General features: G+C 55.3%; 18 protein-coding genes. 12 read left to right on the forward strand and 6 right to left on the reverse strand.

Translation table 11 applies throughout. From position 1 onward, the window contains the following. Nucleotides 1–22: 22 nt before the first annotated feature. Complete coding sequence (locus CJD38_RS01235; RefSeq protein WP_107938480.1) at nt 23–439, reverse strand: Hsp20/alpha crystallin family protein; 417 nt, start codon at nt 437–439, stop codon at nt 23–25. 122 nt (nt 440–561) lie between these two features. Here CJD38_RS01235 and CJD38_RS01240 point away from each other — a divergent pair, with 122 nt between their 5' ends. Then, complete coding sequence (locus tag CJD38_RS01240; RefSeq protein ID WP_107938481.1) at nt 562–909, forward strand: DMT family protein; 348 nt, start codon at nt 562–564, stop codon at nt 907–909. Between the two features lie 53 nt (nt 910–962). Here CJD38_RS01240 and CJD38_RS01245 read toward each other — a convergent pair whose 3' ends face one another. Next, nucleotides 963–1,730 (reverse strand): DUF1295 domain-containing protein, encoded by a 768-nt coding sequence (locus CJD38_RS01245; protein ID WP_107938482.1) that lies wholly within the window; start codon nt 1,728–1,730, stop codon nt 963–965. A 71-nt stretch (nt 1,731–1,801) separates the two neighbouring features. On the opposite strand from CJD38_RS01245, the gene CJD38_RS01250 reads away from it, so the two are divergent. The 5 genes from CJD38_RS01250 (at nt 1,802) to CJD38_RS01270 (ending at nt 9,683) form a co-directional block, all read left to right on the forward strand. Then, nucleotides 1,802–3,283 (forward strand): amidase, encoded by a 1,482-nt coding sequence (locus CJD38_RS01250; RefSeq protein ID WP_206362840.1) that lies wholly within the window; start codon nt 1,802–1,804, stop codon nt 3,281–3,283. A 28-nt stretch (nt 3,284–3,311) separates the two neighbouring features. Next, the gene (locus CJD38_RS01255) at nt 3,312–4,796 is read left to right on the forward strand and encodes an amidase (protein ID WP_107938987.1); all 1,485 of its coding nucleotides are present in this window, start codon (nt 3,312–3,314) and stop codon (nt 4,794–4,796) included. A gap of 20 nt (nt 4,797–4,816) precedes the next feature. Continuing rightward, complete coding sequence (gene glnE / locus CJD38_RS01260; protein WP_107938483.1) at nt 4,817–7,639, forward strand: bifunctional [glutamate--ammonia ligase]-adenylyl-L-tyrosine phosphorylase/[glutamate--ammonia-ligase] adenylyltransferase; 2,823 nt, start codon at nt 4,817–4,819, stop codon at nt 7,637–7,639. 123 nt (nt 7,640–7,762) lie between these two features. Beyond that, nucleotides 7,763–8,842: a glycosyltransferase gene (locus tag CJD38_RS01265; protein WP_107938484.1), complete on the forward strand. Its 1,080-nt coding sequence runs from the start codon at nt 7,763–7,765 to the stop codon at nt 8,840–8,842. Further along, nucleotides 8,835–9,683 (forward strand): FkbM family methyltransferase, encoded by an 849-nt coding sequence (locus CJD38_RS01270; RefSeq protein ID WP_107938485.1) that lies wholly within the window; start codon nt 8,835–8,837, stop codon nt 9,681–9,683. The genes CJD38_RS01265 and CJD38_RS01270 overlap by 8 nt, the downstream gene beginning before the upstream one ends. 16 nt (nt 9,684–9,699) lie before the next feature. On the opposite strand, the gene CJD38_RS01275 is transcribed toward CJD38_RS01270, so the two are convergent. Both CJD38_RS01275 and CJD38_RS01280 read right to left on the reverse strand, forming a co-directional pair. Continuing rightward, a complete protein-coding gene (locus tag CJD38_RS01275; protein WP_146165891.1) occupies nt 9,700–10,446 on the reverse strand; it encodes a glycosyltransferase in 747 nt (248 codons plus the stop codon). A 39-nt stretch (nt 10,447–10,485) separates the two neighbouring features. Beyond that, nucleotides 10,486–11,304: a glycosyl transferase gene (locus CJD38_RS01280; protein ID WP_107938487.1), complete on the reverse strand. Its 819-nt coding sequence runs from the start codon at nt 11,302–11,304 to the stop codon at nt 10,486–10,488. A 167-nt stretch (nt 11,305–11,471) separates the two neighbouring features. Here CJD38_RS01280 and CJD38_RS01285 point away from each other — a divergent pair, with 167 nt between their 5' ends. The 3 genes from CJD38_RS01285 to CJD38_RS01295 all read left to right on the forward strand — a co-directional run bounded on the left by CJD38_RS01285 (nt 11,472) and on the right by CJD38_RS01295 (nt 16,590). Further along, nucleotides 11,472–12,395 carry a branched-chain amino acid transaminase gene (locus tag CJD38_RS01285; RefSeq protein ID WP_107938488.1) on the forward strand — a complete coding sequence of 308 codons (924 nt, stop codon included), beginning with the start codon at nt 11,472–11,474 and terminating at the stop codon, nt 12,393–12,395. Nucleotides 12,396–12,562: 167 nt separating this feature from the next. After that, on the forward strand, nt 12,563–14,467 hold the full coding sequence (locus CJD38_RS01290) for an N-acyl-D-amino-acid deacylase family protein (protein WP_206362842.1): 1,905 nt from the start codon (nt 12,563–12,565) through the stop codon (nt 14,465–14,467). 143 nt (nt 14,468–14,610) lie between these two features. Continuing rightward, a complete protein-coding gene (locus CJD38_RS01295) occupies nt 14,611–16,590 on the forward strand; it encodes a DEAD/DEAH box helicase (protein WP_107938489.1) in 1,980 nt (659 codons plus the stop codon). Between the two features lie 613 nt (nt 16,591–17,203). Here the strand turns inward: CJD38_RS01295 and CJD38_RS01300 are convergent. Next, nucleotides 17,204–18,859, reverse strand: coding sequence for an OmpA family protein (locus tag CJD38_RS01300; RefSeq protein WP_161554123.1), 1,656 nt, complete (start codon nt 18,857–18,859; stop codon nt 17,204–17,206). A gap of 193 nt (nt 18,860–19,052) precedes the next feature. Here CJD38_RS01300 and prfB point away from each other — a divergent pair. From prfB to CJD38_RS01320, 3 genes are all read left to right on the forward strand, one after another. Next, nucleotides 19,053–20,148 (forward strand): peptide chain release factor 2 gene (gene prfB, locus CJD38_RS01310; protein ID WP_107938491.1). Its coding sequence is split into 2 segments (ribosomal slippage): nt 19,053–19,124 and nt 19,126–20,148, totalling 1,095 coding nucleotides; the frame shifts between segments, so codons are not numbered across the junction. A 48-nt stretch (nt 20,149–20,196) separates the two neighbouring features. Beyond that, a complete protein-coding gene (lysS, locus tag CJD38_RS01315) occupies nt 20,197–21,705 on the forward strand; it encodes a lysine--tRNA ligase (protein WP_107938492.1) in 1,509 nt (502 codons plus the stop codon). 10 nt (nt 21,706–21,715) lie between these two features. Next, nucleotides 21,716–22,954: a Bcr/CflA family multidrug efflux MFS transporter gene (locus tag CJD38_RS01320; RefSeq protein WP_206362843.1), complete on the forward strand. Its 1,239-nt coding sequence runs from the start codon at nt 21,716–21,718 to the stop codon at nt 22,952–22,954. Between the two features lie 115 nt (nt 22,955–23,069). On the opposite strand, the gene CJD38_RS01325 is transcribed toward CJD38_RS01320, so the two are convergent. Further along, nucleotides 23,070–24,203 carry a sulfate/molybdate ABC transporter ATP-binding protein gene (locus tag CJD38_RS01325; protein ID WP_107938493.1) on the reverse strand — a complete coding sequence of 378 codons (1,134 nt, stop codon included), beginning with the start codon at nt 24,201–24,203 and terminating at the stop codon, nt 23,070–23,072. Nucleotides 24,204–24,243: the final 40 nt, after the last annotated feature.

Genomic DNA, 24,243 nt, shown 5'->3' on the forward strand with positions numbered 1-24,243 from the left:
CACAACGCTACGCCGTCAAACGTTAATGAGTGACCGTGATTCGACGAGGCTGAACTTGCGCACGTTTGGGGATCACGATCTCCAGAACGCCGTTCCTGCCCGTGGCAGAAACTGCGTCGCCATCGGCGGTATCTGGAAGTGTAAAGGTGCGTTGGAAGCGGCCACTTCTACGCTCGGTGCGACGGCTTTCGACTTCAGCATTTTCCGCACGCGCCTCACGCACGCCGCTGAGTTTGAGCACGCCTTTCTCTAGCGTAATTTCGACATTGGCTAGATCAACGCCGGGAACGTCGGCGTAAATCACAAACTTGTCTTTGTATTCTTCAACGTCAACGGATGGTGCCCAATTGGCATCGTTGGCGCTGGTGTCATAAGCCTGATTCACTTGCTTGAGCCATTCACGCTGCGCGGCCCAAGGATAAAAACGTAATGCTGTCATTGCGAAATCTCCTGAGGTTAACGGGACCATTCCCGGATGACTTAGAAGATGGGTGACCGATAAAAATTTTCAAGAGCGGCGCGTTAAGATATTGCGGTATTGAATTTCTAGTGGGAGTACCCATGAACTGGTCCGTCTTGCTGCAGTCCGGCGGCTTGCTGGTGTTGTCGAATATTTTTATGACGTTTGCCTGGTACGCGCATCTGCGCGATCTCAACGGCAAACCATGGTTTGTCGCCGCGATGATCTCTTGGGGAATCGCGCTGTTTGAATATTTGCTGCAAGTGCCCGCTAACCGCATTGGTTACACCGCGCTGACCTTGCCGCAACTCAAGATCATGCAAGAGGTGATCACGCTCATCGTGTTCGTGCCCTTCGCGATTTACTTTATGAAGACGCCGCTGAAGTGGGATTACCTTTGGGCAGCGTTATGTATGTGTGGTGCGGTGTATTTCATTTTTCGTAGTTAATTCTGCTGCAAATAAAAAGCCCCGCAATGCGGGGCTTTTTATTTAATGAAGCATCAGATTAAGTACGGCACCAACCACCACGTTCTATTTTTGTAATCCGCCCACTCTGGATATCGCGACATGCTGGCTTCTTTCATCACCATGTTGACGGCAAAAATGCCGCCCCAGATATAAGCCAACCAAACCCAAGGTAGCCAGTGGCAGACCATCAAAGCGAACGAGCCATAGATCATCATCTCGCCCAAGTAATTTGGATGACGAATGTGTTTATGCATGCCATCCATGATCAAGCCACGCTTCACGCGCAGCGTGAAACATTTCTGTGCGTCAGCCGCAATCATGATGGTGCTGCCAAACATGCAGAGCGACATACACAGGCTATACCAAGCGAAATCAGGTAGAGGGTAGTGTGGCTGCGCGGTGCCGGAGATCAACAGCCAGCCGAAGCTCCAGTACATTGCCAGCGCAAACGCCGCATAGAGTGAACTGCCGATGGTGATGCGCCGTTGCCAACCCGGATCGGGAAAGGTCAGATCTTTTAACAGCCACGTCAGCCCATAGGTGCCGTGCATGGCCAGATAAACCCAAGCGGCGGCCGAGGTCGCGGCGGGTGTTTTATCGGAATAGAACCACATAAGGAAGCCGAGAAAGAAAAACGTGCCGGCCTTCTGTGCATTAATCACCCATGAAAACCTGAGTGGGCGCGGACCACCGCCCAGATCGTGCAGCATGTAATCATTAAACCGTCGTAGTCCGGCGGCCCATGCGGGCGCTTTTGTCGGGGTAACAGCAGAACTTGCAGTGGGCAATGTGCTGGACATGCGGCGACTCCTAAAGTCTGTGAACTGACGGTACTCTATGCGTCAAAGAAATATAAAGGGGACGGGTAGCAGTGATTTCCGTAGCAGAGTATCAGCAGCTTGATGGTCTTGCGCTAGCCGAACTGGTGCGCAAAAAAGAGGTGTCTGCAGCAGAGTTGCTGGAGGCTGCGCTTGCGCGCAGTGCGCAGGTCAATCCCAAGATCAATGCCATTGTTACTCCAATGCACGAGATCGCGCGCGACCGTGCCAAACAGAATCTGGATGGCCCCTTCGCTGGCGTGCCATTTCTACTTAAGGATATCCAAGAGGATTACGCAGGTGTAACTACCTCGGCGGGTAGTCGTGCGTTCCAAAATTATCGACCCACGCAGCACGCGCATTTTGTGCAGCGTTTACTCGATAGCGGCGTGGTGGTGTTTGGTAAAACCAATACGCCGGAGTTGGCGCTCAAGGGCACAACAGAGCCAGAGCTGTTTGGTGCAACGCGCAACCCTTGGAATCTGGATCACAGCACCGGTGGTTCCAGCGGCGGGTCTGCTGCTGCGGTCGCTGCAGGCATTGTGCCGATTGCAGGCGCGAGTGATGGTGGTGGCTCGATTCGTATTCCCGCTGCTTGCTGTGGCTTGTTTGGATTTCGCCCATCGCGTGGACGTGTCAGCGCGGGCCCTGCGTTTGGCGAAGTGTGGGAAGGCGCATCCAGCGAGCATGTGATCACGCGCAGCGTGCGTGACAGCGCTGCAATTCTCGATGTGTTGCAAGGTGCTGCAAGTGGCGATCCTTTCCGCATTGCGCCACCAGAGCGTTCATATCTGGAAGAAACACAACGCGCGCCAAAGAAATTGCGCATCGCTTTTTCAACACGCTCACCAATTGATATGGGCGTGGATCCCCACTGCATCGCCGCTGTGCAAGACACCGCACGTTTGTTGGAAAGCATGGGCCACACGGTTATTGAAGACACGCCAAAGATTGATGGGCACGCGGTGGCGGAATGTTTCCTGAAAATGTATTTCGGTCATGTCGCCGCAACCGTTGCTTCCGCTCGAAAAATCACTGGTGCGCGTGAAAGCGATTTTGAGATGGATACACGCGTGCTCGCGCTGATGGGTCGCAGCCTGCCTGCTGGTGAGTATGTGGAAGCGCATGCACGTTGGAACGGCTTCGCACGTGCCTTGGGTGAGTTTCATCAGCAATACGATTTGTATCTCACGCCAACATTAGCGCAGCCTGCTGCACGCATCGGTTCGCAAATCACGCCGTTGGCTGAACGCATTGGTGTATGGCCTTTGCTGGCTCTTAATCTTGGCAAGGGCCTTCTGCGTTCCGGCCTAGTGCAAAAAAGTGCGCTGAATAGCTTGGCACGCGTGCCGTTCACACAGCTTTCGAATATCACTGGCACGCCATCGATGAGCGTGCCGCTACATTGGACAAAAGCAGGACTGCCGATTGGCGTGCACTTCATCGCGCGCTTTGGCGAAGAGTCGATGCTATTCCAGCTTGCCGCGCAGTTAGAACAAGCGCGGCCGTGGAAAGATAAGCGTCCGTCGATCTAAAGAATAATTACGAGGAGATTCAAACGTGATATCTGCCGAAGAGTACCGTCGTCACGATGCATTGGGATTAGCTGAGTTGGTGCGCAGCCGCCAAGTTTCTGCGAGTGAATTGCTGGAAGCTGCGCTTGCACGTAGCGCTGAAGTAAATCCCAAGCTCAACGCCATCATCATTCCTATGCATGAGATTGCGCGCGACCGTGCCAAGCAAAACTTGGAAGGTGCATTCGCAGGCGTGCCATTTCTGACTAAAGATTTATTTCAGGAATATGCAGGCGTGCAAACAGCCTACGGCTGCAAAGGTTTGAAGGCAGCAAATTACAAACCCGATGCGCATGCAGAAATTACGGCACGTTGGCTGCGCGCAGGCGCAGTGATCTTTGGGCGCACCAATACGCCAGAGTTCGGCGCTAAAGGCATCACCGAGCCAGAGGCTTGGGGCCCATCACGTAATCCTTGGAATCTCGATCACATCACCGGTGGTTCATCCGGTGGTTCTGCGGCCGCAGTTGCCGCAGGCATTGTGCCGATGGCAGGTGCGAATGATGGCGGCGGATCCATTCGTATTCCCGCAGCTTATTGCGGATTGTTCGGGCTGAAGCCTGGTCGTGGCCGCACGCCATGGGGCCCGCAGATGAGCGAGGCCATGCACGGTGCGGCGATGAATCACGTGGTCTCGCGCTCGGTGCGTGATAGCGCAGCAATGCTTGATGCGACGCACGGTTCCGATATTGGTTCGCTCTGTCATCTCGCGCCACCTGAGCGTTCCTACTTGGAAGAAGTGAGCCGTGCTCCGGGTAAATTGCGTATCGCCTTCAGCACGCGCTCACCGATTGGAAGCGAAGTGCATCCTGAAGCAATCAAAGCCGTGACGGATGCAGCCAAACTTTTAGAGTCGCTCGGTCATCATGTTGAAGAAGCAGAGCCACAAGTTGATGGCCTGCAACTCGCAAAAGATTTCATCGTCATGTGGTTTGCGCAGTGCGCTGCCACCGTAAATGAGATCAAGCGCCGCACCGGTTGTGGCAACGAAGGCTTCGAACTGGATACCTTGGCAATGGCGGCATTCGGTGAAGCCTCGCGTGCCAGTGAATATGTGGAGGGCTATTGGCGCTGGGGTGATTACACGCGTCAGCTTGGCGAGTTCCATCAGAAGTACGATCTCTACATGACGCCGACGCTAGCGTATCCAGCGCCGCGCGTGGGTCAGATCGCAACACCGCAGTGGCAGCACGTCGCGATGAAAATCCTGATGACACTGGGTTTGTCTCGCGTCATTCTCAAGTCCGGAATGATTGAGCAGATGGTGCAGGAAAACTTGAAGTGGGTGCCATTCACTCAACTCGGTAATCTCACTGGCGTGCCCGGCATGTCAGTGCCGCTACACTGGACTCCAGAAGGCCTGCCGATGGGCGTGCACTTTCTCTCTGCTCATGGTGGAGAGGGAATGCTGTTCCAACTTGCAGGACAGCTTGAGCAGGCCAAGCCATGGAAGGACAAGTGGCCGTCCGTGTAACGAGTCGATAAGAACCGGTCATGACAGAACAACAAGAAACACCGCAGCAATGCTTTGAACGTTTGCGTCCTGCATTAGCGGCGGCATCTCGAAAAGTATTCGCAGCGAGTCCATTTGCGCTACAGGCTTGCGAGCGTGACATCGAGGAACTGCCGCGCTGGATTGAGCAAGGCATTTTTGAGCATGCCTATGCTGAAGCTGAACTAGCGCATGTCATTACAGCGAACTGTGCAGCGGCTGCTGATGAAGCCGCCATCATGTCAGCGCTTCGTCGCGCACGTCGACGCGAGATGGTGCGCATTACTTTTCGTGATCTTGCTGTGCTTGCACCTTTAGATGAAACACTGCGCGATCTTTCTGATCTTGCCGATGCCTGTTGCGCAGAGGCATTGTCCTTCGCAGAAAAGAATTTGCAGCAGCGCTGGGGCAAACCCATCGAGGAAAGTGGCGCAGAAGCGCGCCCGGTGGTTCTCGGTATGGGCAAGCTCGGCGGCCATGAGCTCAACTTCTCTTCTGATATTGATCTGATCTTTTGCTACACCGAGGCCGGCGAGACCAACGGTACTCGCAGTGTTAGCAACGAAGAATATTTCAACCGACTCTCGCAAGATTGCGCACGAATTCTGTCTGCAAGAACAGCAGATGGTTTCGTATTTCGCGTTGACACCATGCTGCGACCTTTTGGCTCCGCTGGCGCGCCAGCGTGGAGCTTGTCGGCGATGGAGGACTACTACCAAGTCCACGGTCGTGAATGGGAGCGTTACGCATTTATCAAGGCGCGCCCGATTGCGGGTGATCTCAATGCCGGTGCGACGCTGCTCAAAACGCTGCGCCCATTTGTCTACCGGCGCTATCTCGACTACACCTCCATTCTGAGTCTGCGTGCGCTGAAAAAAATGATCAGCGATGAAGTGCGACGCAAAGGCATGGAGCAGAACATCAAGCTCGGCTCTGGCGGTATTCGCGAAGTCGAGTTCATCGTGCAGTCATTCCAATTGGTACGCGGTGGGCAAGAAGCGCCACTGCGTGATGCACGTTTGCGACCGGTGTTACGTTATCTGGGTCAGGCGGGACATCTGGATGGCGTGATTGTCAGTGAGCTCGACGCCGCCTACGTTTTTCTGCGTCGCTTGGAAAACGCGATTCAGATGTACGGCGATGAGCAGACTCACGCCTTGCCACAATCTGATGCGGCACGTGAAGCGCTATGTGTGGGCCTCGACATGGCGGATTGGTCGACGCTGATGACTCAACTCAATGAGACGCGTGCATTCGTCAGTCGCGAGTTTGAGCGCGTATTTGGTGAGCCTGAAGCCGCGCAACCAACATCCGATAGCGGGCTCGCCGCCATCATTGCACCGATCTGGAATGGCCTCAGTGGGCCCGGCGAAGCGACAGCTGCGTTGCAAGCTGCGGGTTTTAAGGATGACGCCGCTGAGCTGGTCGAAGCACTGCGCGATCTCAAAGGCGCGCGCTTGGTTCGCAGCATGCAAGAGGCGACGGTGCTGCGCTTGCAAGCGCTGTTAGCCCCGCTGTTCGAAGAGTGTCTGCAAAAAGAACATCCAGCGCAGGCGGTATTGCGTGCATTGAAAATTATCAATGCGATTGCAGGTCGCGCTAACTACATCACCTTGCTGCATGAGAGCGCGACCGCGCGGACGCAGCTCGTGCAACTTTGCGCGGCGAGTCCATGGCTTACAGATTTGCTGGCGCAAACGCCTGCCTTGCTCGACAACTTGCTCGACCCACGCTCTTTGTATTCACCGCCAGAGCGTGAAGATATGGCACGTGAACTGGCTGCGCGTTGTGCGCACTTTGGTGAGGAAGACACCGAGGCGGCGATGGATTTGCTGCGGCGCTATCAAAAAGAAATCACCTTGCGTGTTGCCGCGGCTGACGTGGTGCATGCGCTGCCATTGGTCAAAGTGAGCGATCGTCTGACGTGGTTGGCAGAAGTGATTGTGGCGCAGGCCTTGGAATTTGCTTGGACAGAAATGCGCACGCAGTACGGACAACCACAGCGCGCGGACGGAAAGCCTGCATCATTTGTCGTTATCGCTTACGGTAAGTTTGGCGGCATTGAGATGGGCTACACCTCTGATCTCGATATCGTGTTTCTGCACGACTGCGATGCATTGGATGAAGAGAGTGTCGGCGGCGCGCGCGCGATTAATAACAATGTCTACTTCTCGCGCCTCGCGCAGCGCGTGATTAATTGGCTGGCCACGCAAACCTCAGCGGGCCGTGCTTACGAAGTGGATATGCAACTTCGACCCAATGGAAATTCAGGCGCGCTCGTCACCAGTCTCAAAGGTTTTGCTGACTATCAGCGTGATCATGCCTGGACGTGGGAACACCAAGCGTTAACGAGAGCGCGCCCTGTTGCAGGCGATGCGGCTTTAGGTGAGGCCTTCCGCGCCATTCGCGCTGAAGTGCTGATGCGCCCGCGTGATGAAGCCAAGCTGCGGCAAGAAATCATCGACATGCGCGCCAAGATGCGCGCCAATCTCGAAAAGAAGCAGGCGGGTTTGTGGGACGTGAAGCAGGGCGAGGGTGGCATGACCGAGGCCGAGTTCATCACCCAATACTTACTGCTACGCGACGCGCATAAGGATGCGGCGCTGGTGGAGTGGAGTGATAACTGGCGGCAGTTGGATGCGCTTGAGCGAGCAGGCTCAGTGACAGCTGAGCAAAAAGCTCAACTCATTGACGCCTATCGCCTCTACCGAGCTTGGACACATGGACGAGGTTTGCAGATGGAGACGGCGTTGGCCGCATCCGGTCAGTTCGCCGAGCAACAAGTTGTTGTCAGCGCACTCTGGCGCAAACTACTCGGAGTTTGATGAGCTACAGATAGCGCGTTAGTCGCGGGTATTGTTACTCGCTTCGTCACATCTTCTTCACATCCGCGTAATACATGAATCGTAGGATTCGCAAGAATTTATCCTTGCAGCCTGCTAAATAAAATGCGGATAGCTCACGTTATTTTGTCGTCCGGGTTTGCCGGTTCGGAACGGTCTACCGCCGAGTCCTGCAATGCGCAATGCCAAGAGCATGATGTGCTATTGGTGCTGCGTAAGCAGCATCGTCAGGAAAGCACCGGTGCAAGCATTGTTGATTATTTGGATGCTCGTGTGCGCGTGGTCGAAATCCCGACTCGATTATTCGCCAAGCATTTTCTACAAGTTGCGCTGGACGCATTTCAGGCCGATGTGGTTCATGCACATTTGCGCCGGTCTACGCGTCTGCTCTCACGTTGCAAAACGAATGCCGTCAAAGTCTCGATGCTGCATCTGGGAATAAACGGGCCGCAATTTTTGCAGATGGACGGCTTGATTTGTATTTCGCCGTGGCAGCTGAAAACCATTCCGCAGGACTATGCGGGCGATGCGCGCATGATTCGGAACTCGCTGGTTCCTCATCCGCAGATTGATGCGGCGCGCCGCAATGCACTGCGGCAGGAAATGGGCGCCGGGCCGGATACTTTTTTAATTGGTGGCGTTGGTCGCTTGGGACGCAGCAAGGGTTGGGACATTCTGCTGCGCGCTTTCACTAAGGCAGAACTGCCGAACACTCGCCTGACGTTGATTGGCGAGGGCAGTGAACGCAAAAAGCTGCAGCGTCTTGCTGGACCTGCGGTGCAATTCCTCGGCTTTCGTTCCGAGGTCAAGGACTACTATCAGGCCTTTGATCTCTTCGTTTGTCCTTCGCGCACCGAGCCGATGGGGCGAGTCATTCTGGAAGCGCTGGATGCCGGCGTGCCGGTGATTGCCAGCGATGCGGATGGGCCCAAGGAAATTCTTGCGGAATATCCCGGCGTGCTCGTGCCGGTAGAAAACATTGATGCCTTGAAGCAGGCTTTGCGCCTTTCATGGGAACGTCGAATCGAACCCGCAACACCGGCCGATGTTTCAGCGCACTATCTGGATGCGGTCTCTGGCGATATGACGCAGTTCTACCGTGATCTGTCGCTGCGTAAACGCTCCGAAGTTAGCGCGCCCCGCGTCATGCCGACGAATCGCTTGGGTCATTTTCAAGATGCATAAGCCGGTTCCGCGGTTCGATATTGAGCAGCCTTGGGGTTATTTTTCGCCGCGCGGTTGGCGGAATTTACTGATCAACTTGTGCCGTTGCCTTAATCCGCGCCTGCGATTTTCCTACCGGCTTTCGCTGTGGCTACGCAGCCCGATCAAGCACAACACGCGCCATCCCTTGGATGTTCTGGTTTGGGGACTGCGCCTGCGCTTGCTGCCGCGGGGCAATATTTCTGAGACCAAGATGTTGTTCACGCCAGAAATTTTTGACCCTGAGGAGTTGGTGTGGTTAGCCTCATATCTCGGACCCGAAGCTGTCTTTGTCGATGTCGGCGCAAATGCGGGTGCTTATAGTTGGTTTATGTGCAGCCAATTTGGCGAGAACATCCGCATCATTGCCGTAGAGCCTGATCCGGAAATGCGTCGCCGTCTTGCATTCAATCTGTCGACCAATGGCATTCACAATATCGAAGTGTGCCCAGTGGCACTGAGCGATACGCAGGGCGAGGCCGTGCTGCAATTATGCGAAGACCAGCGCGGCCAAAATGCTTTGGTGGATCAGGCATCCGCGATCGGGCAAACCATTACCGTCCCGGTTGATACGCTGGCCAATCTTTTTGCAACGCGCAATGTTGATCGTATTGACGCGCTAAAAATTGATATCGAAGGTCATGAAGTGCGGGCTCTTGGACATTTTTTCAGCCATGCCCCCGCATCGCTTTGGCCCAGAGCCCTAGTCACCGAATTCAAACCTGAAACCGGCGCGGACATTTTGCGAATCATGGAAGGCGCGGGTTACCGCCGCGCCAGAATCACAAAGTTGAACTGGCTTTTCGAAAGAGCTGCTGCCTAGAAAAAACTTCTCGCGTTTATAGATAACGCGAAAGCCAAGGTGCCGCGCGTGTAGGGCGATACCACTTGTTACCTGCGCCGATAGCGGCTTCTTCTGGTTTCGGATGCCCGTGGAACACCAAGACTTTGGCATCAGCAGGCATCTGCGGCGTTTGCCACAGCGACATCGGGAAAGAAGGAATGCAGTCGTACTTGTAGCTAGGGCACCAGCTGCGAGGCCAGTAGCGCAGCTTGCCGATCAGTCGCATGGTATCGGAAAGAAATTCCTGTTCATTGCGATACATCGTTGCCACTGCAGGGCCGAGTTCCTGCAAGCGCGGATACATGCCGTAATCCTGGCCGCCGATATAAAGGAATACCGAAGTGTTGCCGGTATAACGATTGCGGTAACGGATGCGTTTGTAATCTTTGATGACACTGAAGTCTTGGCCGACTTCAAAGAACGGTGCCAGCGAGCCGACGATAATCATGTCGAGATCCAGGAACAGTGTCGGTCCCTGAATGGCAGTGAGCTGGGGATTGAACAGTGCCAGCTTGCGCCAGCCACGTTCTGCACCGCCCATGCTCAGTGGCAAGTCTGGAATCGGCAGAACGGTAATGCCGGTGTCGATGCCATTGGCGTCGTCAGTGAGGCAATAAAAACGAATATCACCGGGCGTGCTTGCGCGCACCGCTTGATAGAGACGGTTAACGTCGTTGGCGGGGTACTTGGTGCCCCATTTCATGCAGACGAATTGGCGCGACTCGTGGGCGGACGACGTCATGACTTGGAAATCCTTTTTGTGCGTGATGCCAGCACTGAACTACTCGCGCCAGTTATCGGCAATCCACTGTGGGGGTATGACATAGCGCGTGAAGTGTCTCCAGCGTGCTTTTAGCGTCATGCCCGGCTTGAATGCACCACGGATATGGTCCCAGCGTGATTCATGCGCAGGCGCTTCCGGCACCCAACGGCCGAGCATCACGTCGCTAGGATTCGGGCCGCCCGGGAAGGTGACGATGCGTGAGCCTCTCGGCAAGCGGGCCTGGAAGAAATAGCGGAATGGAAAAGGCAGCATGCAATGTAGGCGGAAATGCCGCGTCCATGCTTCCGGCCAGAGTTTGATTCCGCCGGTGACCGATGAGGTGATGTAGTGCTGCTCGTAATGGAAACGATCGGCTGTGCCCTGTGGGTCGGCGCGGAAGTTGTCCAGAATGTGCGGGTTCTTCCCGATCGGGAAGCGAAAGACGGAGGTTTGGCCCAGCCGCTGAAAAGGCTTGGCCCAGTTACGTGCGAGCAGAACATCGTCCGGCGAGCCGTAGCTGAAATAGGGGTCGAGCGAGTCGACGATCACAGAGTCGAGGTCCACAAACAATGCGGTGCCGGTCAAGCCGTGCAATTCGCGCCCCCACAGAACAACCTTCTTCCATTTGCCGTGAGTGCGCTGAGGATGTTCACAGCCCAGTTCCGGCAGATCAAAGGACTCAACCTCGGGTCGCAGGCCTTCGTGATTATCGGTGAGGCAAATTAGGCGGATGGGGCCAGTCGTGTGGCGCCGAACCATCGCATACAAACGGTTGACGTATTCCGGGCCATACATCGTTCCCCACTTAACGCAGATAATTTGTTTAGTCGTGTTCATGGATTAGCGCGGTAGTGGAGCATTCAGAAAGGCACTCTATAAGGTCAAAAGAGTGTTTCAAGACCAACCGTGAGCCAAATTAGAGTTTTCGTCCCGCGGTTAGCCCTTATAATAATCGCTTCCAGCCGCGCTTTGCGGTTCTTTCTTGTTTCAACAGGATTTTTGCGATGACCAGCTTTGCCGACCGTGACGGCTTTATTTGGTATGACGGTGAACTCAAGCCTTGGCGCGAGTGCACGACCCATGTCCTCACTTATTCGCTGCATTACGGCGTCGGTTGCTTCGAAGGCGTACGCGCGTATAAAACGCCACAAGGCACCGCGATTTTCCGTCTGCAGGATCACACCAAGCGCCTGTTTAACTCGGCCAAGATTCTCGGTATGAACATGCCGTTTACGCCGGAGCAGATCAGCGAAGCTCAGCTTGAAGTGCTGCGCGCCAACAAGCTCGAATCCGCTTACCTTCGCCCGATGGTGTTCTACGGAGCTGAAGGCATGGGTCTGCGCGCTGACAATCTCAAGACGCATTTGATCGTTGCAGCTTGGACCTGGGGCTCGTACCTCGGTGCTGACAATATGGAACGCGGCATCCGCGTGAAGACCAGCTCGTTCACGCGCGGCTTCGCAAACTCCAATATGCATCGCGCGAAGGCAAACGGTCAGTACATCAATTCGATGCTGGCACTCAACGAAGTGCTGCGCGATGGTTACGACGAAGCGATCACGCTCGACACCAACGGCAACGTTGCTGAAGGCAGTGCGGAAAATATCTTCGTGGTGAGCGACGGCAAAATCAGCACGCCAGATCTCAACGCCTGTCTCGACGGCATCACGCGTCGCACGATCATCCAGCTCGCTGCTGACTTCGGCATTCCAGTTGTGGAACGCCGCATCACGCGTGACGAGGTTTACATCGCAGACGAAGTGTTCTTCACCGGCACCGCCGCTGAAGTAACGCCTGTGCGCGAAGTCGACAATCGCACGATTGGTAATGGTGGCCGCGGTTCTATCACTGAAAAGCTGCAGACGGCCTACCTCAAGCTCGTTAAGGGCGAGAGCGGTACGTATCCAGAGTGGTTGAGCCACACCTGAGTTTGATTGACGCGCTACACGCGCGTTCAACATGAAAACGCCCGCCATGAGCGGGCGTTTTCATTTGTACGCCTAGGCTGACAGCACTTTCAGATTGGCAGAGCCATTTTTCCCATCTTGGGTCGAGTTGATGCCGACGTAAGATCAGGTCAAAAGGGGAGTCCGCCATGGACGGTAAAAATACGATGTGGGACACACTGATCAAGAATGCTTTGGTGTTCGACGGCAGCGGTGGCCTACCGCAACTGCAAGACGTTGCTATACGTGACGGCAACATTGTTGCGTTGAACCCAAACCTATCTGCAGAAAATGTCAGCCAGGTCATCGACGCCGCTGGCCAATGGCTGATGCCCGGCTTGCTCGATATCCACACGCATTTTGATTTGGAAGTGGAGTTGGAACCGGGCTTGCCGGAAGCCGTGCGTCACGGCACAACGACAGCCGTTGTTGCCAACTGCTCGCTCGGGATTGCTTACGGCGCGCAGCGCAAAGATGGCGCTGACCCAATCGTTGATTGCTTCGCTCGCGTGGAGAATGTGCCCAAGCCAGTACTGCGTAAAGTTGCAGATACGGTGACGTGGAATAACTCCAAGGATTATCTCGATCACTTCAGCAAGATTCCGCTCGGCCCAAATATCGTGCCGATGATTCCGCACTCGATGCTGCGTATCGAAGTTATGGGGCTCAATGAATCAGTGTCGCGCGAGCCGACAGAAGCTGAGATGCAAAAGATGGAGCAGCTCGTCGAAAAGGGCATGCGTGAAGGCTATGTCGGTTTCTCAACAGACGCGCTGCCGTTTCACTATCTGGCGAATCGTCCGAATACACACAAACAAATCCCGACGCAGTTCGCGCCTTTTTTCGAGCTCAAGCGCCTGACGCAAATCGTACGTAACTGGGGCCGCGTTTGGCAGGCCACACCGCCGAAGGACGACAAGCTCGCAGTGTTCCGCAACTTTTTACTGACCTCAGGGCGCTTCTACGGACGCACGCTGAAAGTCACTGCAGTGGCGGCGATTGATATCACGACCAACCGTTCGCTGCTAAAGCTTGGCTTGATGATGTCGCGTCTGCTCAATTCAAAATTCATTCGCGGCCACTTCCGTCTGCAAGCGCTGTCTGCGCCGTTCAAGATTTGGAGCGATGGCGTGATCACGCCGATTGCTGAAGAGATTCCGGTGCTGCGTCGTCTTAACGAATGTGATCTGGAAGATCGCACGGGACGTCTCGCGATCATGACGTCTCCCGGCTACGCCGCAGAATTCCGCGCCATGTGGCAACACGGCAAGCGCGGCTTTGGCATTGCGCGTCTTAAACAATGGTTGGGTTTGTCAGACAACGTGCTAACGCGCGATCTGCGTGACATGACCATCGAAAGTTGCCCCGTGCCGGAGTGGAAGGGCGAAACGATGGCCGCCATTCACGAGCGCCTGCTGTCTTGGCAGCGCAGTGCGCAGGGCGCGCGTAGCGAGATCGAGAAGCAAACCTTTGCGAGTTTTGTGCGCGATGTTGATGACTGCGATTTCTTCCTTCATCTGCTGCGCACGTTCGATACCGATCTGCGCTGGTGGACGGTGACGGCCAACCGTAATGCCGCCATTACGAAACAGCTGTTGTTCAACCCGTTGCTACTCCCTGGCTTTAACGACAGCGGCGCGCATCTGACCAATATGGCGTTTTATGACGGCAATCTGCGCACGCTCAAATTTGCGCAGGAAGATGGAATTCAGAAAGTGGCTCAGGCGGTGCATCGCCTGACCAAGGAACCGGCCCAGTTCTTTGGGATCGATGCTGGCGAGATCCGGATTGGCGCACGCGCTGATTTGGTGCAGGTCGACCCGGTGGCTTTGCAGGCTTACGAGCCGGAAGCCTGCGTCGAATATGTCTATCGCGAAGGCTTTGCGCACCACCAACTGGTCAACCGGCCGCGGGGGGTCGTGACCCGAACCCTGATTAACGGCAAGTTGGCTTGGGATCAGGGCGCATATACCCCGGTTTTTGGCCGCGAGACGCTCGGGCGGGTGCTTTTAAACCGCGAACATGGGGCTTCCGCGCCGTCCTTGGCGGTATAACTTATGAATAGATTTGCGCGTTTTAGAGGTTTTTAAGAACGTGAAAGAGGGCATTTAGCGACGGGAAAGCGCATTTTCGGTTCGCTTCGTGAGGCTTTTGGCCTGATAATAGAGCCCCGCGTATTGCTCATCCTGGTGCCCTCATGTCTGCCGATCCCTCCGAAACCACGTCTGTTAGTCCCGGTTTCCGCGACCTGGCCCTGAGCGAACCCGTTCAAAAGGCGCTGGATGACGTCGGTTATGAGTCGCCTTCGCCGATTCAGGCTGCGACCATTCCTCATCTTTTGGAAGGCAAAGACGTGCTGGGTCAGGCCCAGACCGGTACCGGCAAAACCGCTGCTTTTGCGCTGCCGATCCTCTCGAATATCAATATCGGCAAGGCTGGCCCGCAGGCGCTGGTGCTGGCACCAACGCGCGAACTGGCTATTCAGGTTGCCGAGGCGTTCCAGAAGTACGCCACTCATATCAAGGGTTTCCATGTGCTGCCGATTTATGGCGGCCAGTCCTACGAGCCACAGCTCAAAGCGCTGAAGCGCGGCGTGCATGTAGTGGTCGGTACCCCCGGCCGCGTGATGGATCACATGAAGCGCGGCACGCTGAACCTCAGCAATCTGTCCTGCCTGGTGCTGGACGAAGCTGACGAAATGCTGCGCATGGGCTTTATCGACGACGTCGAGTTCATCCTGCAGCAGACGCCTAAAGAACGTCAGGTTGCGCTGTTCTCCGCGACGATGCCTTCAGTGATTCGCCGCATCGCGCAGACCTATCTGCACGATCCAGTCGAAATCACGATCAAGAGCAAAACCGCCACCGCCACCAACATCCGTCAGCGTTATCTGATGGCTAGCGGCATGGAGCACAAGCTCAACTCTCTGACCCGCATCCTCGAAGCTGAACCCTTCGAAGGCATGATCATCTTCGCGCGCACCAAGTCTGCAACGACTGAACTGGCCGAGAAGCTGGAAGCACGGGGCTATTCCTGTGCCGCGCTTAACGGCGACATCGTGCAGGCTCAGCGCGAGCGCACGGTTAATCGTTTGAAGAGCGGCCAGCTCGACATCATCGTCGCTACTGACGTTGCTGCTCGCGGCCTCGACGTGGAACGCATCAGCCATGTTGTGAACTTTGATATTCCAACCGACACCGAATCCTACGTTCACCGTATCGGCCGTACCGGTCGTGCAGGGCGTAGCGGTGAAGCGATTCTGTTTGTTGCTTCGCGCGAGCGTCACCTGCTTGCAACGATTGAACGCGCGACGCGTCAGCCAGTAACGCTGATGCAGTTGCCGAGCGTCAGCGCGGTGAACGATCTGCGCATCGTGCGTTTCAAACAGAAAATCAGCGAAACGATTGCTGCTGGTGGCCTCGATACGCTGCGTGCTGCAGTTGAGCAGTACGAGCATGAAAACAATGTGCCGATGATCGAGATTGCAGCCGCACTCGCGCAAATGGCGCAGGGCGACAAGCCGCTGTTGCTTGCAGAAGGCCCGATTGAACGCCGTGCTGCGGCCGTTGCTGGCCCAGAGCGTTCGTCGCATCGTGAAAATATGTTTGCTTCGGATCGCTCCGAGCGTTCAGAGCGTCGCCCGACGCCTGACCGTCGCACGCCACCTGTTCGCGAAGCGCGTGATTTCCGTGATTCACCACGTGCAACGATTGAAGTGGCACCACGTGCAGAACGTAGCGAGCGCCCAGCTCCGGCAGAAAGATTTGAACGTACTGAGCGTCCTGTGCGCACCGAACGTCCAGAGCGTACTACTGCTGCTGACCGTCCGGAACGCAGCACTGAGCGTCCAGCATCTCGTCCGCGCGGTGCGTCGGAAGAGGGCATGGAGACCTACCGCATTGAAGTGGGCCATGTTCACGCCGTGAAGCCCGGCAACATCGTTGGCGCGATTGCGAACGAAGCCGAAATCGACAGCGAGTTCATTGGTCGCATCGAAATCTTTGAAGATCACAGCTTGATCGATTTGCCAGAAGGCATGCCGAAAGAAACCTTCCGTGGTTTGCAGAAGGTTTGGGTGTGCGGTCAGCAGCTCAAGATCACCAAGGCGGGCGAGCAAGCGACTTCGGCACCAGTGCCGCGTAAGTACAGCAAGCCGAGTGGGCCTAAGCGCTTCTAGTTCAGAACGTATGTTGTAAAGAAAATGGCCACCGAGAGGTGGCCGTTTTCGTTATGCACGGTACGGTGTGCAGGCGGCGGTATGGATGTGTCTGTGCGTCGCCTTGCGGCGTAACGCGGCTTGCGCTGATTGAGGTTTCTTATTCCGCGCTGAAGCGCGGGTAACTTTCTTTGATTAACGTCAAAGAAAGTCACCAAAGAAAACGTTTCTAAAAGCAAAGCCACTTGTGTCTTTCAGCTTTTAACGCAAAAACGATTTCTAACTGCTGTTTCCAAGGCGAGAAAAAAGTGCCGTTATCACTTTTTACATGCCTAGAGATGGAGTGCGCCATCGAGCTGACTGTCCGCTATAGAACAGCAAAAGTGGCTTTGCTTCTAAAGGTGCTTTCTTTGGGTTACTTTTCTTTGCACCAGCAAAGAAAAGTAACTCGCGCCGCAGCGCGAAACACGCCCATTCAATAAGCGCAGGCAGTAGCCACGCCGCAAGGCGGCGAACTAACACATCGACCAAAAGACGTGGCTTGCCCCCTCTGCCGGTTCATTCAGGATTTACAAACGCCCAAAGAAAAGCCCCGCGAGATTGCTCTGGCGGGGCTTTTTTACTTCAGTAGCTTTTACTCTTTGACGTTCAACTCAACGCGACGGTTCTTCGCGCGGTCTTCGTCAGTGGTGCCGTCAACCAGTGGCTTGGTCTTGCCGTAGCCAACTGGGGTCAGACGGGAAACGTCTGTGCCGCGGCTGGAGAGGTAGGTCTTGACCGAGTTAGCGCGGCGCTCAGAGAGGCCGAGGTTGTAGGCTTCGGTGCCGACGTCGTCGGTGTGACCGGCCACTTCAATCTTCAGGTCAGCGTAAGACTTGAGGGTCTCAGCTACGCCATTGAGGATTTCCTTGGCATCTGCAGTCAGACGGTCGGAATCGAACTCGAAGTTCACACCCTTGAGGATGAACGCCTTGTTCACAGCGCAACCGTTTTCGTCGATGGCTTCGCCAGCCTTCGGCGTGCGGCAGTCGCCCTTCAGTGCGCAACCATTAGCGAGCACTTTCGCGCCAGCTGGGGTGTTCGGGCACTCGTCAATGTCATCAGGTACGCCGTCGCCATCGGTATCAAGCGCGCAACCTTCTGCGTTGACCTTGGTGCCAGCTGGGGTGTCTGGGCACTTGTCCAGGCTGTCGACAACGCCGTCACCGTCGCTGTCAGCTTCGCCAGCGGCAGCAGCCACAACTTCAACTGGGGCTTCGGTAGCAACAGGAGCCGCAGCAGCCTTGGCGCCCAATGGGATCAGTACACCGACGTTGAACACGCCTTCATAGAAAGCGCTCTGTTCGCCGCTGTGAATGCCGAGGAATTCGCGACCGTGCGAGTTCATGCGGTAGCGAGCTTCCGTACGGAGCAGGATGCGTTCGGTGATCGGCCAGAGGTAACCCACGCCGAGATCAAACACGGTGCTGCGGTAGTCCAATGAACTGACGCTGGTTGGGTTAGCCGAGAACAGTGGCTGACCGTAAGGAGCGTTAGAGCCGGTGGCGTAGTCAACGCTGACGATACCGAAAGCGTTAGGGAAGCTCGACAGTGGGAACAACAATGCCGTAAGACCGAAGCCCTTGAGCTTGGCGTCGCCGCTAAAGCCGCCGGCCTTAGCTTTGCTGTCGCCCTTCATCGTGCTGTAGAAAGCATTCAGTTCGAGGTTGAGGCCATCGGTCAGACGCTTACCAACAGAGATCACGCCGCCCAGACCGTTTTTAACAGCGGCATCGCCGTCGCTAAGCGTGTAGGAGAACATTGGCGAAACGTAGAACGGGTGGCCTTTGATGGCCGAACCGCCTGCGCTGCTGCCGGAATCGGACGATTCGCTGGAAGCGGTTTCTTCAGCAGGAGCAGCAACTTCTTCGGCAGGAGCAGCAGATGCGTCGGTCAGAGCTGCAGCGTCTGCAGGTGCGGCTTCAGCAGCGGCTGCATCGGCAGGCGCAGCATCAACAGGTGCAGCTTCAACAGCGGCTGCATCAGTAGGAGCGGCTTCAGTTGCAGCTGCATCGGTAGGAGCAGCTTCAGCAGGGGCAGCGTCAGTCGCAGCTGCGTCGGCAGGTGCGGCTTCAGCAGGCGCAGCATCAGTTGCAGCGGCATCAGCAGGAGCAGCGTCAGCCGGTGGGGCATCAGCAGCAGGTGCTTCAGTCGCAGCAGCATCGACAGGTGCTGCTTCATCTTGAGCAAAAACGGGTACAGCGATAGCAATGCTGAGTAACGCGGCCAGCAGACCGGAACGGTATTTCATAATTCTCCCCTGAGCGGTTCCGACAGTAAAAAGCGATTCAAATGACTATAGCAGCCGCATGTAGATGCGTCTGCCGGAAATCCGGTGATTTTTTAACATGCGGGCGGGACGGATACAACCCGCTACCGCACATAACGTGATTTGGGTTGGCACTCATCCGTTATACTTCGCGCCCTTAAAAGTGCCCAGTTCCATGGAACCGAATCAGATCAAAAGTGAGATCACAGCCCTGCGAGTGCGTTTCGACGCGCTCCGGGGCTATCTTTGACTACGATGTCAAACGCGACCGCCTCGCCGAAGTAATCGCCGAGATGGAGCAGGGCGATTTTTGGGCAGATAATAAAAAAGCTCAAGAAACCGGCCGCGAACGCGCAAAACTTGAGGACGTGATTCGTCCTATCGACAAAGCCAATGCTGGTTTGAACGATGCCACCGACTTGCTCGAATTGGCTGAAGCCGAAAACGACAGCGGCACCATCGCTGAAATTGCGCGTGATATCACCGCGCTGATCCAACTCGCTGACGATATGGAATTCCGCCGCATGTTCTCCGGCGAAATGGATCGAGCCAACGCTTATCTCGATGTGCAGTCTGGCTCCGGCGGTACAGAGGCTCAGGACTGGGCAGAAATGATTCTGCGCATGTATCTGCAGTGGGCCAACGGCAAGGGCTTCAAGACCGAGTTGATGGAAGTCTCGGCGGGTGAAGTTGCGGGCATCAAATCCGCCACCGTCTTTGTCGAAGGACCGTATGCCTTCGGTTGGCTGCGCACGGAAATTGGCGTGCACCGTCTGGTGCGCAAGTCACCATTCGATTCAGGCAATCGTCGCCACACTTCTTTTGCTGGTGTGTTTGTCGCACCAGAAATTGATGACAGCTTTGAGATTGATATCAATCCGGCAGATCTCACCGCCGTTACCTATCGCTCATCCGGCGCGGGTGGTCAGCACGTTAATAAGACTGAATCGGCTATTCGTATCACGCACGTTCCCAGCGGTATCGTTGTGGCCTGCCAAACGCAGCGCTCGCAGCACGCGAACCGTGATCGCGCGATGAAAATGTTGAAGGCCAAGTTGTACGAGCGCGAAATGGAAAAGCGTTCGGCAGAAAAGCAGAAGCTGGAAGACTCCAAAGCGGACATCGAATGGGGCCACCAGATTCGCAGCTACGTGCTCGATCAATCACGCATCAAAGATCTGCGCACCGGCGTTGAAATTGCCGACACCACGAAAGTACTCAACGGCCATCTCGATCCGTTTATCGAAGCCAGCCTTAAGCAGGGACTCTAATTAGCTCGCTCGCAGATGCGAGTGCGCAACATGCCGGAATAAAGTGATATGAGCGAACAAGAACAGCCACAGCAGCCGCAGGACGAGAACCACATCATTGCGACGCGTCGCGAGAAGTTGGAAAAACTGCGCGCCGCTGGTAACGCCTATCCCAACACTTTCCGCCGCGACACTTTGGCTGATCATTTGCAAGGTGTTTACAGCAGCCACACGGCTGAAGAACTGGAAGGCGTCACCGACACGTTCCGCGTCGCTGGTCGTTTGATGGCCAAGCGCGTGATGGGCAAGGCGAGCTTCGGCACGCTGCAAGACATGTCAGGCCGCATTCAGATTTTTGTTCAGCAAGCTGCGCTTGGCGAAGAGCTGTATGCGCAATTCAAGAGCAGCGATGTTGGCGATATTTTTGGTGCCACCGGCACCATCATGAAAACCAAAACTGGCGAATTGTCGATTCGCGTCACCGCTTTGGAGCTGTTGACCAAGGGCATTCGCCCGTTGCCAGAAAAGTGGGCAGGTCTCACCGACACCGAAGTGCGCTATCGCCAGCGCTATCTGGATTTGATTGTGAATCCAGAAGTAAAGAAAGTTTTTGAAAAGCGCGGCCAGTCGGTGCGCTTCATCCGCAACTTCCTCGATAGCCTCGGCTACTCAGAAGTTGAAACGCCGATGATGCAGCAGATTCCTGGCGGCGCGACGGCCAAGCCGTTCATCACGCATCACAACGCACTGGATCGCGATCTGTATCTGCGCATTGCGCCTGAGTTGTATTTGAAGCGTCTCGTTGTGGGTGGTTTCGAAAAGGTCTATGAGATCAATCGCAACTTCCGCAATGAGGGCTTGAGCACGCGCCACAATCCTGAATTCACCATGCTCGAGTTTTATCAAGCCTACGCAGATTATCGCGAGCTGATGGACTTGATCGAAAACATGCTTCGCGATCTCGCGCTGGCGGTGAATGGTTCTGCGCAGCTGACGTATCAAGGCCGCGAATACGATCTGGAGAAGCCGTTCAATCGCTGGTCGATGCGTGATGCAGTTAAGCAGTTCAATCCGACGATTGATGCCTCGCGTATCAACGAGCGTGAATATCTCGCCGAGTTCGCGAAGAGCCTGCGTTGTGACGTCAAGCCCAGCTACGGCAGCGGCAAGTTGCTCACCGAAATCTTCGAGAAGACGGTTGAAGCGAATCTGCTTGATCCGACCTTCATCACCGAATATCCGACCGAAGTTTCACCGCTTGCACGTCGTAGCGACACAGATCCAGACGTGACGGATCGTTTCGAGTTCTTCGTCGGTGGTCGTGAAGTCGCCAATGGTTTCTCCGAGTTGAACGATCCGGATGATCAGGCCGCACGCTTTAAGTCGCAGGTCACTGCGAAAGAGGGCGGCGATGATGAAGCGATGTTCTTCGACGCTGATTACATCCGCGCGCTTGAATACGGCTTGCCACCAACTGCAGGCGCAGGCATCGGCATTGATCGTCTGGTGATGTTCCTCACGGACTCGCCGTCGATTCGCGATGTGCTGTTGTTCCCACAAATGAGACCTGAAGTTTAAGGCGCAATCAGTGAATCCTAACGGCGCACCAAAAGATGTAGAGGTTGCGCCAACAACGGCGCAGGTTAACCTGCGCCGTTTTGTTTTTACCGCCGCAGCGGTGATGGCCATTGGCCCGCTGTCGATTGATATGTATCTGCCAAGCCTGCCTGCATTGCAGGCGCACTTCGGCGCTGATACGGAATCAACGCAGCTCACACTCTCTCTGTACTTTATTGGCTTGGCCATCGGCCAGCTGATCTATGGCCCGGTGTCAGATCGTTTCGGGCGCAAAAAACCACTGCTATTTGGTTTGGCGCTTTACAGTCTGGTGTCGCTTGCATGCGCGTATGCACCCAGCATGTACAGCCTCGTCATGCTGCGATTCCTGCAAGCGCTCGGTGGTTGTGCAGGTATGGTGATTACGCGTGCGATGGTGCGCGATCTGTTTCCGCCACAAGAGATGGCGCGAGTGCTTTCAACGTTGGTGCTGATCATGGGCGTGGCTCCCATTCTCGCGCCGCTGGTTGGCGGGCAAATCTTTTTGCTGTTTGGCTGGCAAGCCATTTTTCTTGCGATGACGGGTTACAGCCTACTTTGCTTTGCAGGAATTTATGCTTTGCCTGAAACTAGTCGCGGCCGCAGTGAATCTTTGCGTCTTAGCAATGTTCTCGCCGGGTATACGCGCTTGCTACAGCATCGCCGTTTCATGGGTTATGCCCTGTCGGGTGCGGTTGCTCAGGCCGGTATGTTCGCCTACATCTCGGCTTCATCGTTCGTCTTCATCAATGTTTACGGCGTATCACCAGCGCACTTTGGCTGGCTGTTTGGTTCGAATGCCTTGGGCTTGATTGCCGCTGCGCAGGTCAATTCATTCGTACTGCAACGTTATCGTTCAGAACATGTGTTGCGCATTGCGCTGATGGCTAACGCTGGCTTCGGCGTGCTGCTGCTGATTAATGCATTGACAGGTTTTGGTGGGCTGCTTGGCATCATGATTCCACTTTTCTGTGGCATGAGCTGCTTGGGTTTTTCATTCCCAAATTCCACCGCAGGTGCAATGGCGCCTTTTGGTGATCGCGCAGGCATGGCGGCGGCGTTGCTCGGTACTTTGCAGTTTGGAATTGCGGCTATCTCCGGCTCCGTCGTCGGGCATCTCTTCAATGGCACGGCGATTCCGATGGCGGCCGTCATTTGTACTTGTGCGATCAGTGCACGCGTTTTGTTGCAGCTGCTGGTGCCGGTGCCAGTTTCGCCGTTGCAAAAATAGCGCTGTTGTGGGTTCCTGCGCATCCATGCGCTCACCCACATACAGAACATCCTGTTCATAAATTAAAAAGCCGGGCAATGCCCGGCTTTTTAATGAATGCTGCAATCAAGGCTTTTTAGCCAAGACGTCCGCGTTCGCGATGCTCTGGTACGGCCAATGGATCAACGTCTGGCAGTGTGCGCACTGAGTCATGCGATGCGCGTGGGAACAAGCCATAAATTGCAGGCTGCAGACGAATGCTTTCGCCAACCTTGCGATTGATGGCTTGTGGATCGAGGTGCGCTAGCTCAACTTCGACGATCTCTTTGTTGTGCTTGAGCTGCGTAATCAGACGCACGATGGCGCCGGTACGCTGCACAGTTTTGATCGTTACATCAAAGCCGGAGCTGCCTTCTTCAACAACGCGTAGATCGTGTGGACGAACATAGATATCGACAGCACCTGCAGCGTGATCGTTGTCGGTATCCAGCGTGACGTTGGCGCCGTCGATGCTGAGCTTGCGATCCTTAACGGTGCCGGGGAATACGTTAACGCTGCCGAGGAAGTCGAACACGAATGGCGTTGCTGGGCGCTCGTAAACATCGGAAGTAGAGCCAACCTGTTCGATGCTGCCGCGATTCATCACAACAACGCGGTCGGCCAATTCCAAGGCTTCTTCCTGATCGTGCGTGACGAAGATGGTGGTGACACCAGTCTTGTCGTGCAGCTCGCGCAACCAGCGGCGCAGATCTTTACGCACCTTGGCATCGAGTGCGCCGAAGGGTTCGTCTAACAGCAATACGCTGGGCTCAATGGCGAGTGCGCGTGCGAGTGCGACGCGCTGACGCTGACCGCCAGAGAGCTGTGCGGGATAGCGTTTTTCGAGACCTGAGAGTTGCACGAGGTCGAGAAGTTCTAGTGCACGTTTACGGATGGCATCTTTGTCCGGACGATTTTTGCTTTTACGTACACGCAGACCGAAGGTGATGTTGTCCAACACAGTCATGTGTTTGAACAGTGCGTAGTGTTGGAATACGAAACCGACACGACGTTCGCTAACGGGCAGCGGCGCGGTATCGACGCCCCCAAACAGAATTTGTCCGGCGTCTGGAAATTCCAAGCCAGCAATCGTGCGCAGCAAAGTTGTTTTGCCGGAGCCTGATGGGCCGAGCAGTGCAATCAATTCGCCGGAGCGAATATCAAGGTTGGCGCCACGCAGCGCAGGAAAGCTGCCGAAGCCTTTGTAGATGTCGCGGATCTGAATGTCCATGTTCTTCTATTAACTCTTTAAATTTTTAACTATTCAACGC

The sequence above is a fragment of the Stenotrophobium rhamnosiphilum genome (assembly GCF_003052265.1).
Lineage (GTDB): Bacteria > Pseudomonadota > Gammaproteobacteria > Nevskiales > Nevskiaceae > Stenotrophobium > Stenotrophobium rhamnosiphilum.

Excerpts from the sequence above, each read along its gene's own strand:
- CJD38_RS01270 (WP_107938485.1), top strand. The coding sequence starts at position 8,835 with ATGCATAAGCCGGTTCCGCGGTTCGATATTGAGCAGCCTTGGGGTTAT.
- CJD38_RS01235 (WP_107938480.1), bottom strand. The coding sequence starts at position 439 with ATGACAGCATTACGTTTTTATCCTTGGGCCGCGCAGCGTGAATGGCTC.
- lysS (WP_107938492.1), top strand. The coding sequence starts at position 20,197 with ATGAGCGAACAAGAACAGCCACAGCAGCCGCAGGACGAGAACCACATC.
- CJD38_RS01275 (WP_146165891.1), bottom strand. The coding sequence starts at position 10,446 with ATGACGTCGTCCGCCCACGAGTCGCGCCAATTCGTCTGCATGAAATGG.
- CJD38_RS01290 (WP_206362842.1), top strand. The coding sequence starts at position 12,563 with ATGGACGGTAAAAATACGATGTGGGACACACTGATCAAGAATGCTTTG.
- CJD38_RS01245 (WP_107938482.1), bottom strand. The coding sequence starts at position 1,730 with ATGTCCAGCACATTGCCCACTGCAAGTTCTGCTGTTACCCCGACAAAA.
- CJD38_RS01300 (WP_161554123.1), bottom strand. The coding sequence starts at position 18,859 with ATGAAATACCGTTCCGGTCTGCTGGCCGCGTTACTCAGCATTGCTATC.
- CJD38_RS01295 (WP_107938489.1), top strand. The coding sequence starts at position 14,611 with ATGTCTGCCGATCCCTCCGAAACCACGTCTGTTAGTCCCGGTTTCCGC.
- CJD38_RS01240 (WP_107938481.1), top strand. The coding sequence starts at position 562 with ATGAACTGGTCCGTCTTGCTGCAGTCCGGCGGCTTGCTGGTGTTGTCG.
- CJD38_RS01285 (WP_107938488.1), top strand. The coding sequence starts at position 11,472 with ATGACCAGCTTTGCCGACCGTGACGGCTTTATTTGGTATGACGGTGAA.
- CJD38_RS01325 (WP_107938493.1), bottom strand. The coding sequence starts at position 24,203 with ATGGACATTCAGATCCGCGACATCTACAAAGGCTTCGGCAGCTTTCCT.
- CJD38_RS01280 (WP_107938487.1), bottom strand. The coding sequence starts at position 11,304 with ATGAACACGACTAAACAAATTATCTGCGTTAAGTGGGGAACGATGTAT.
- CJD38_RS01265 (WP_107938484.1), top strand. The coding sequence starts at position 7,763 with ATGCGGATAGCTCACGTTATTTTGTCGTCCGGGTTTGCCGGTTCGGAA.
- glnE (WP_107938483.1), top strand. The coding sequence starts at position 4,817 with ATGACAGAACAACAAGAAACACCGCAGCAATGCTTTGAACGTTTGCGT.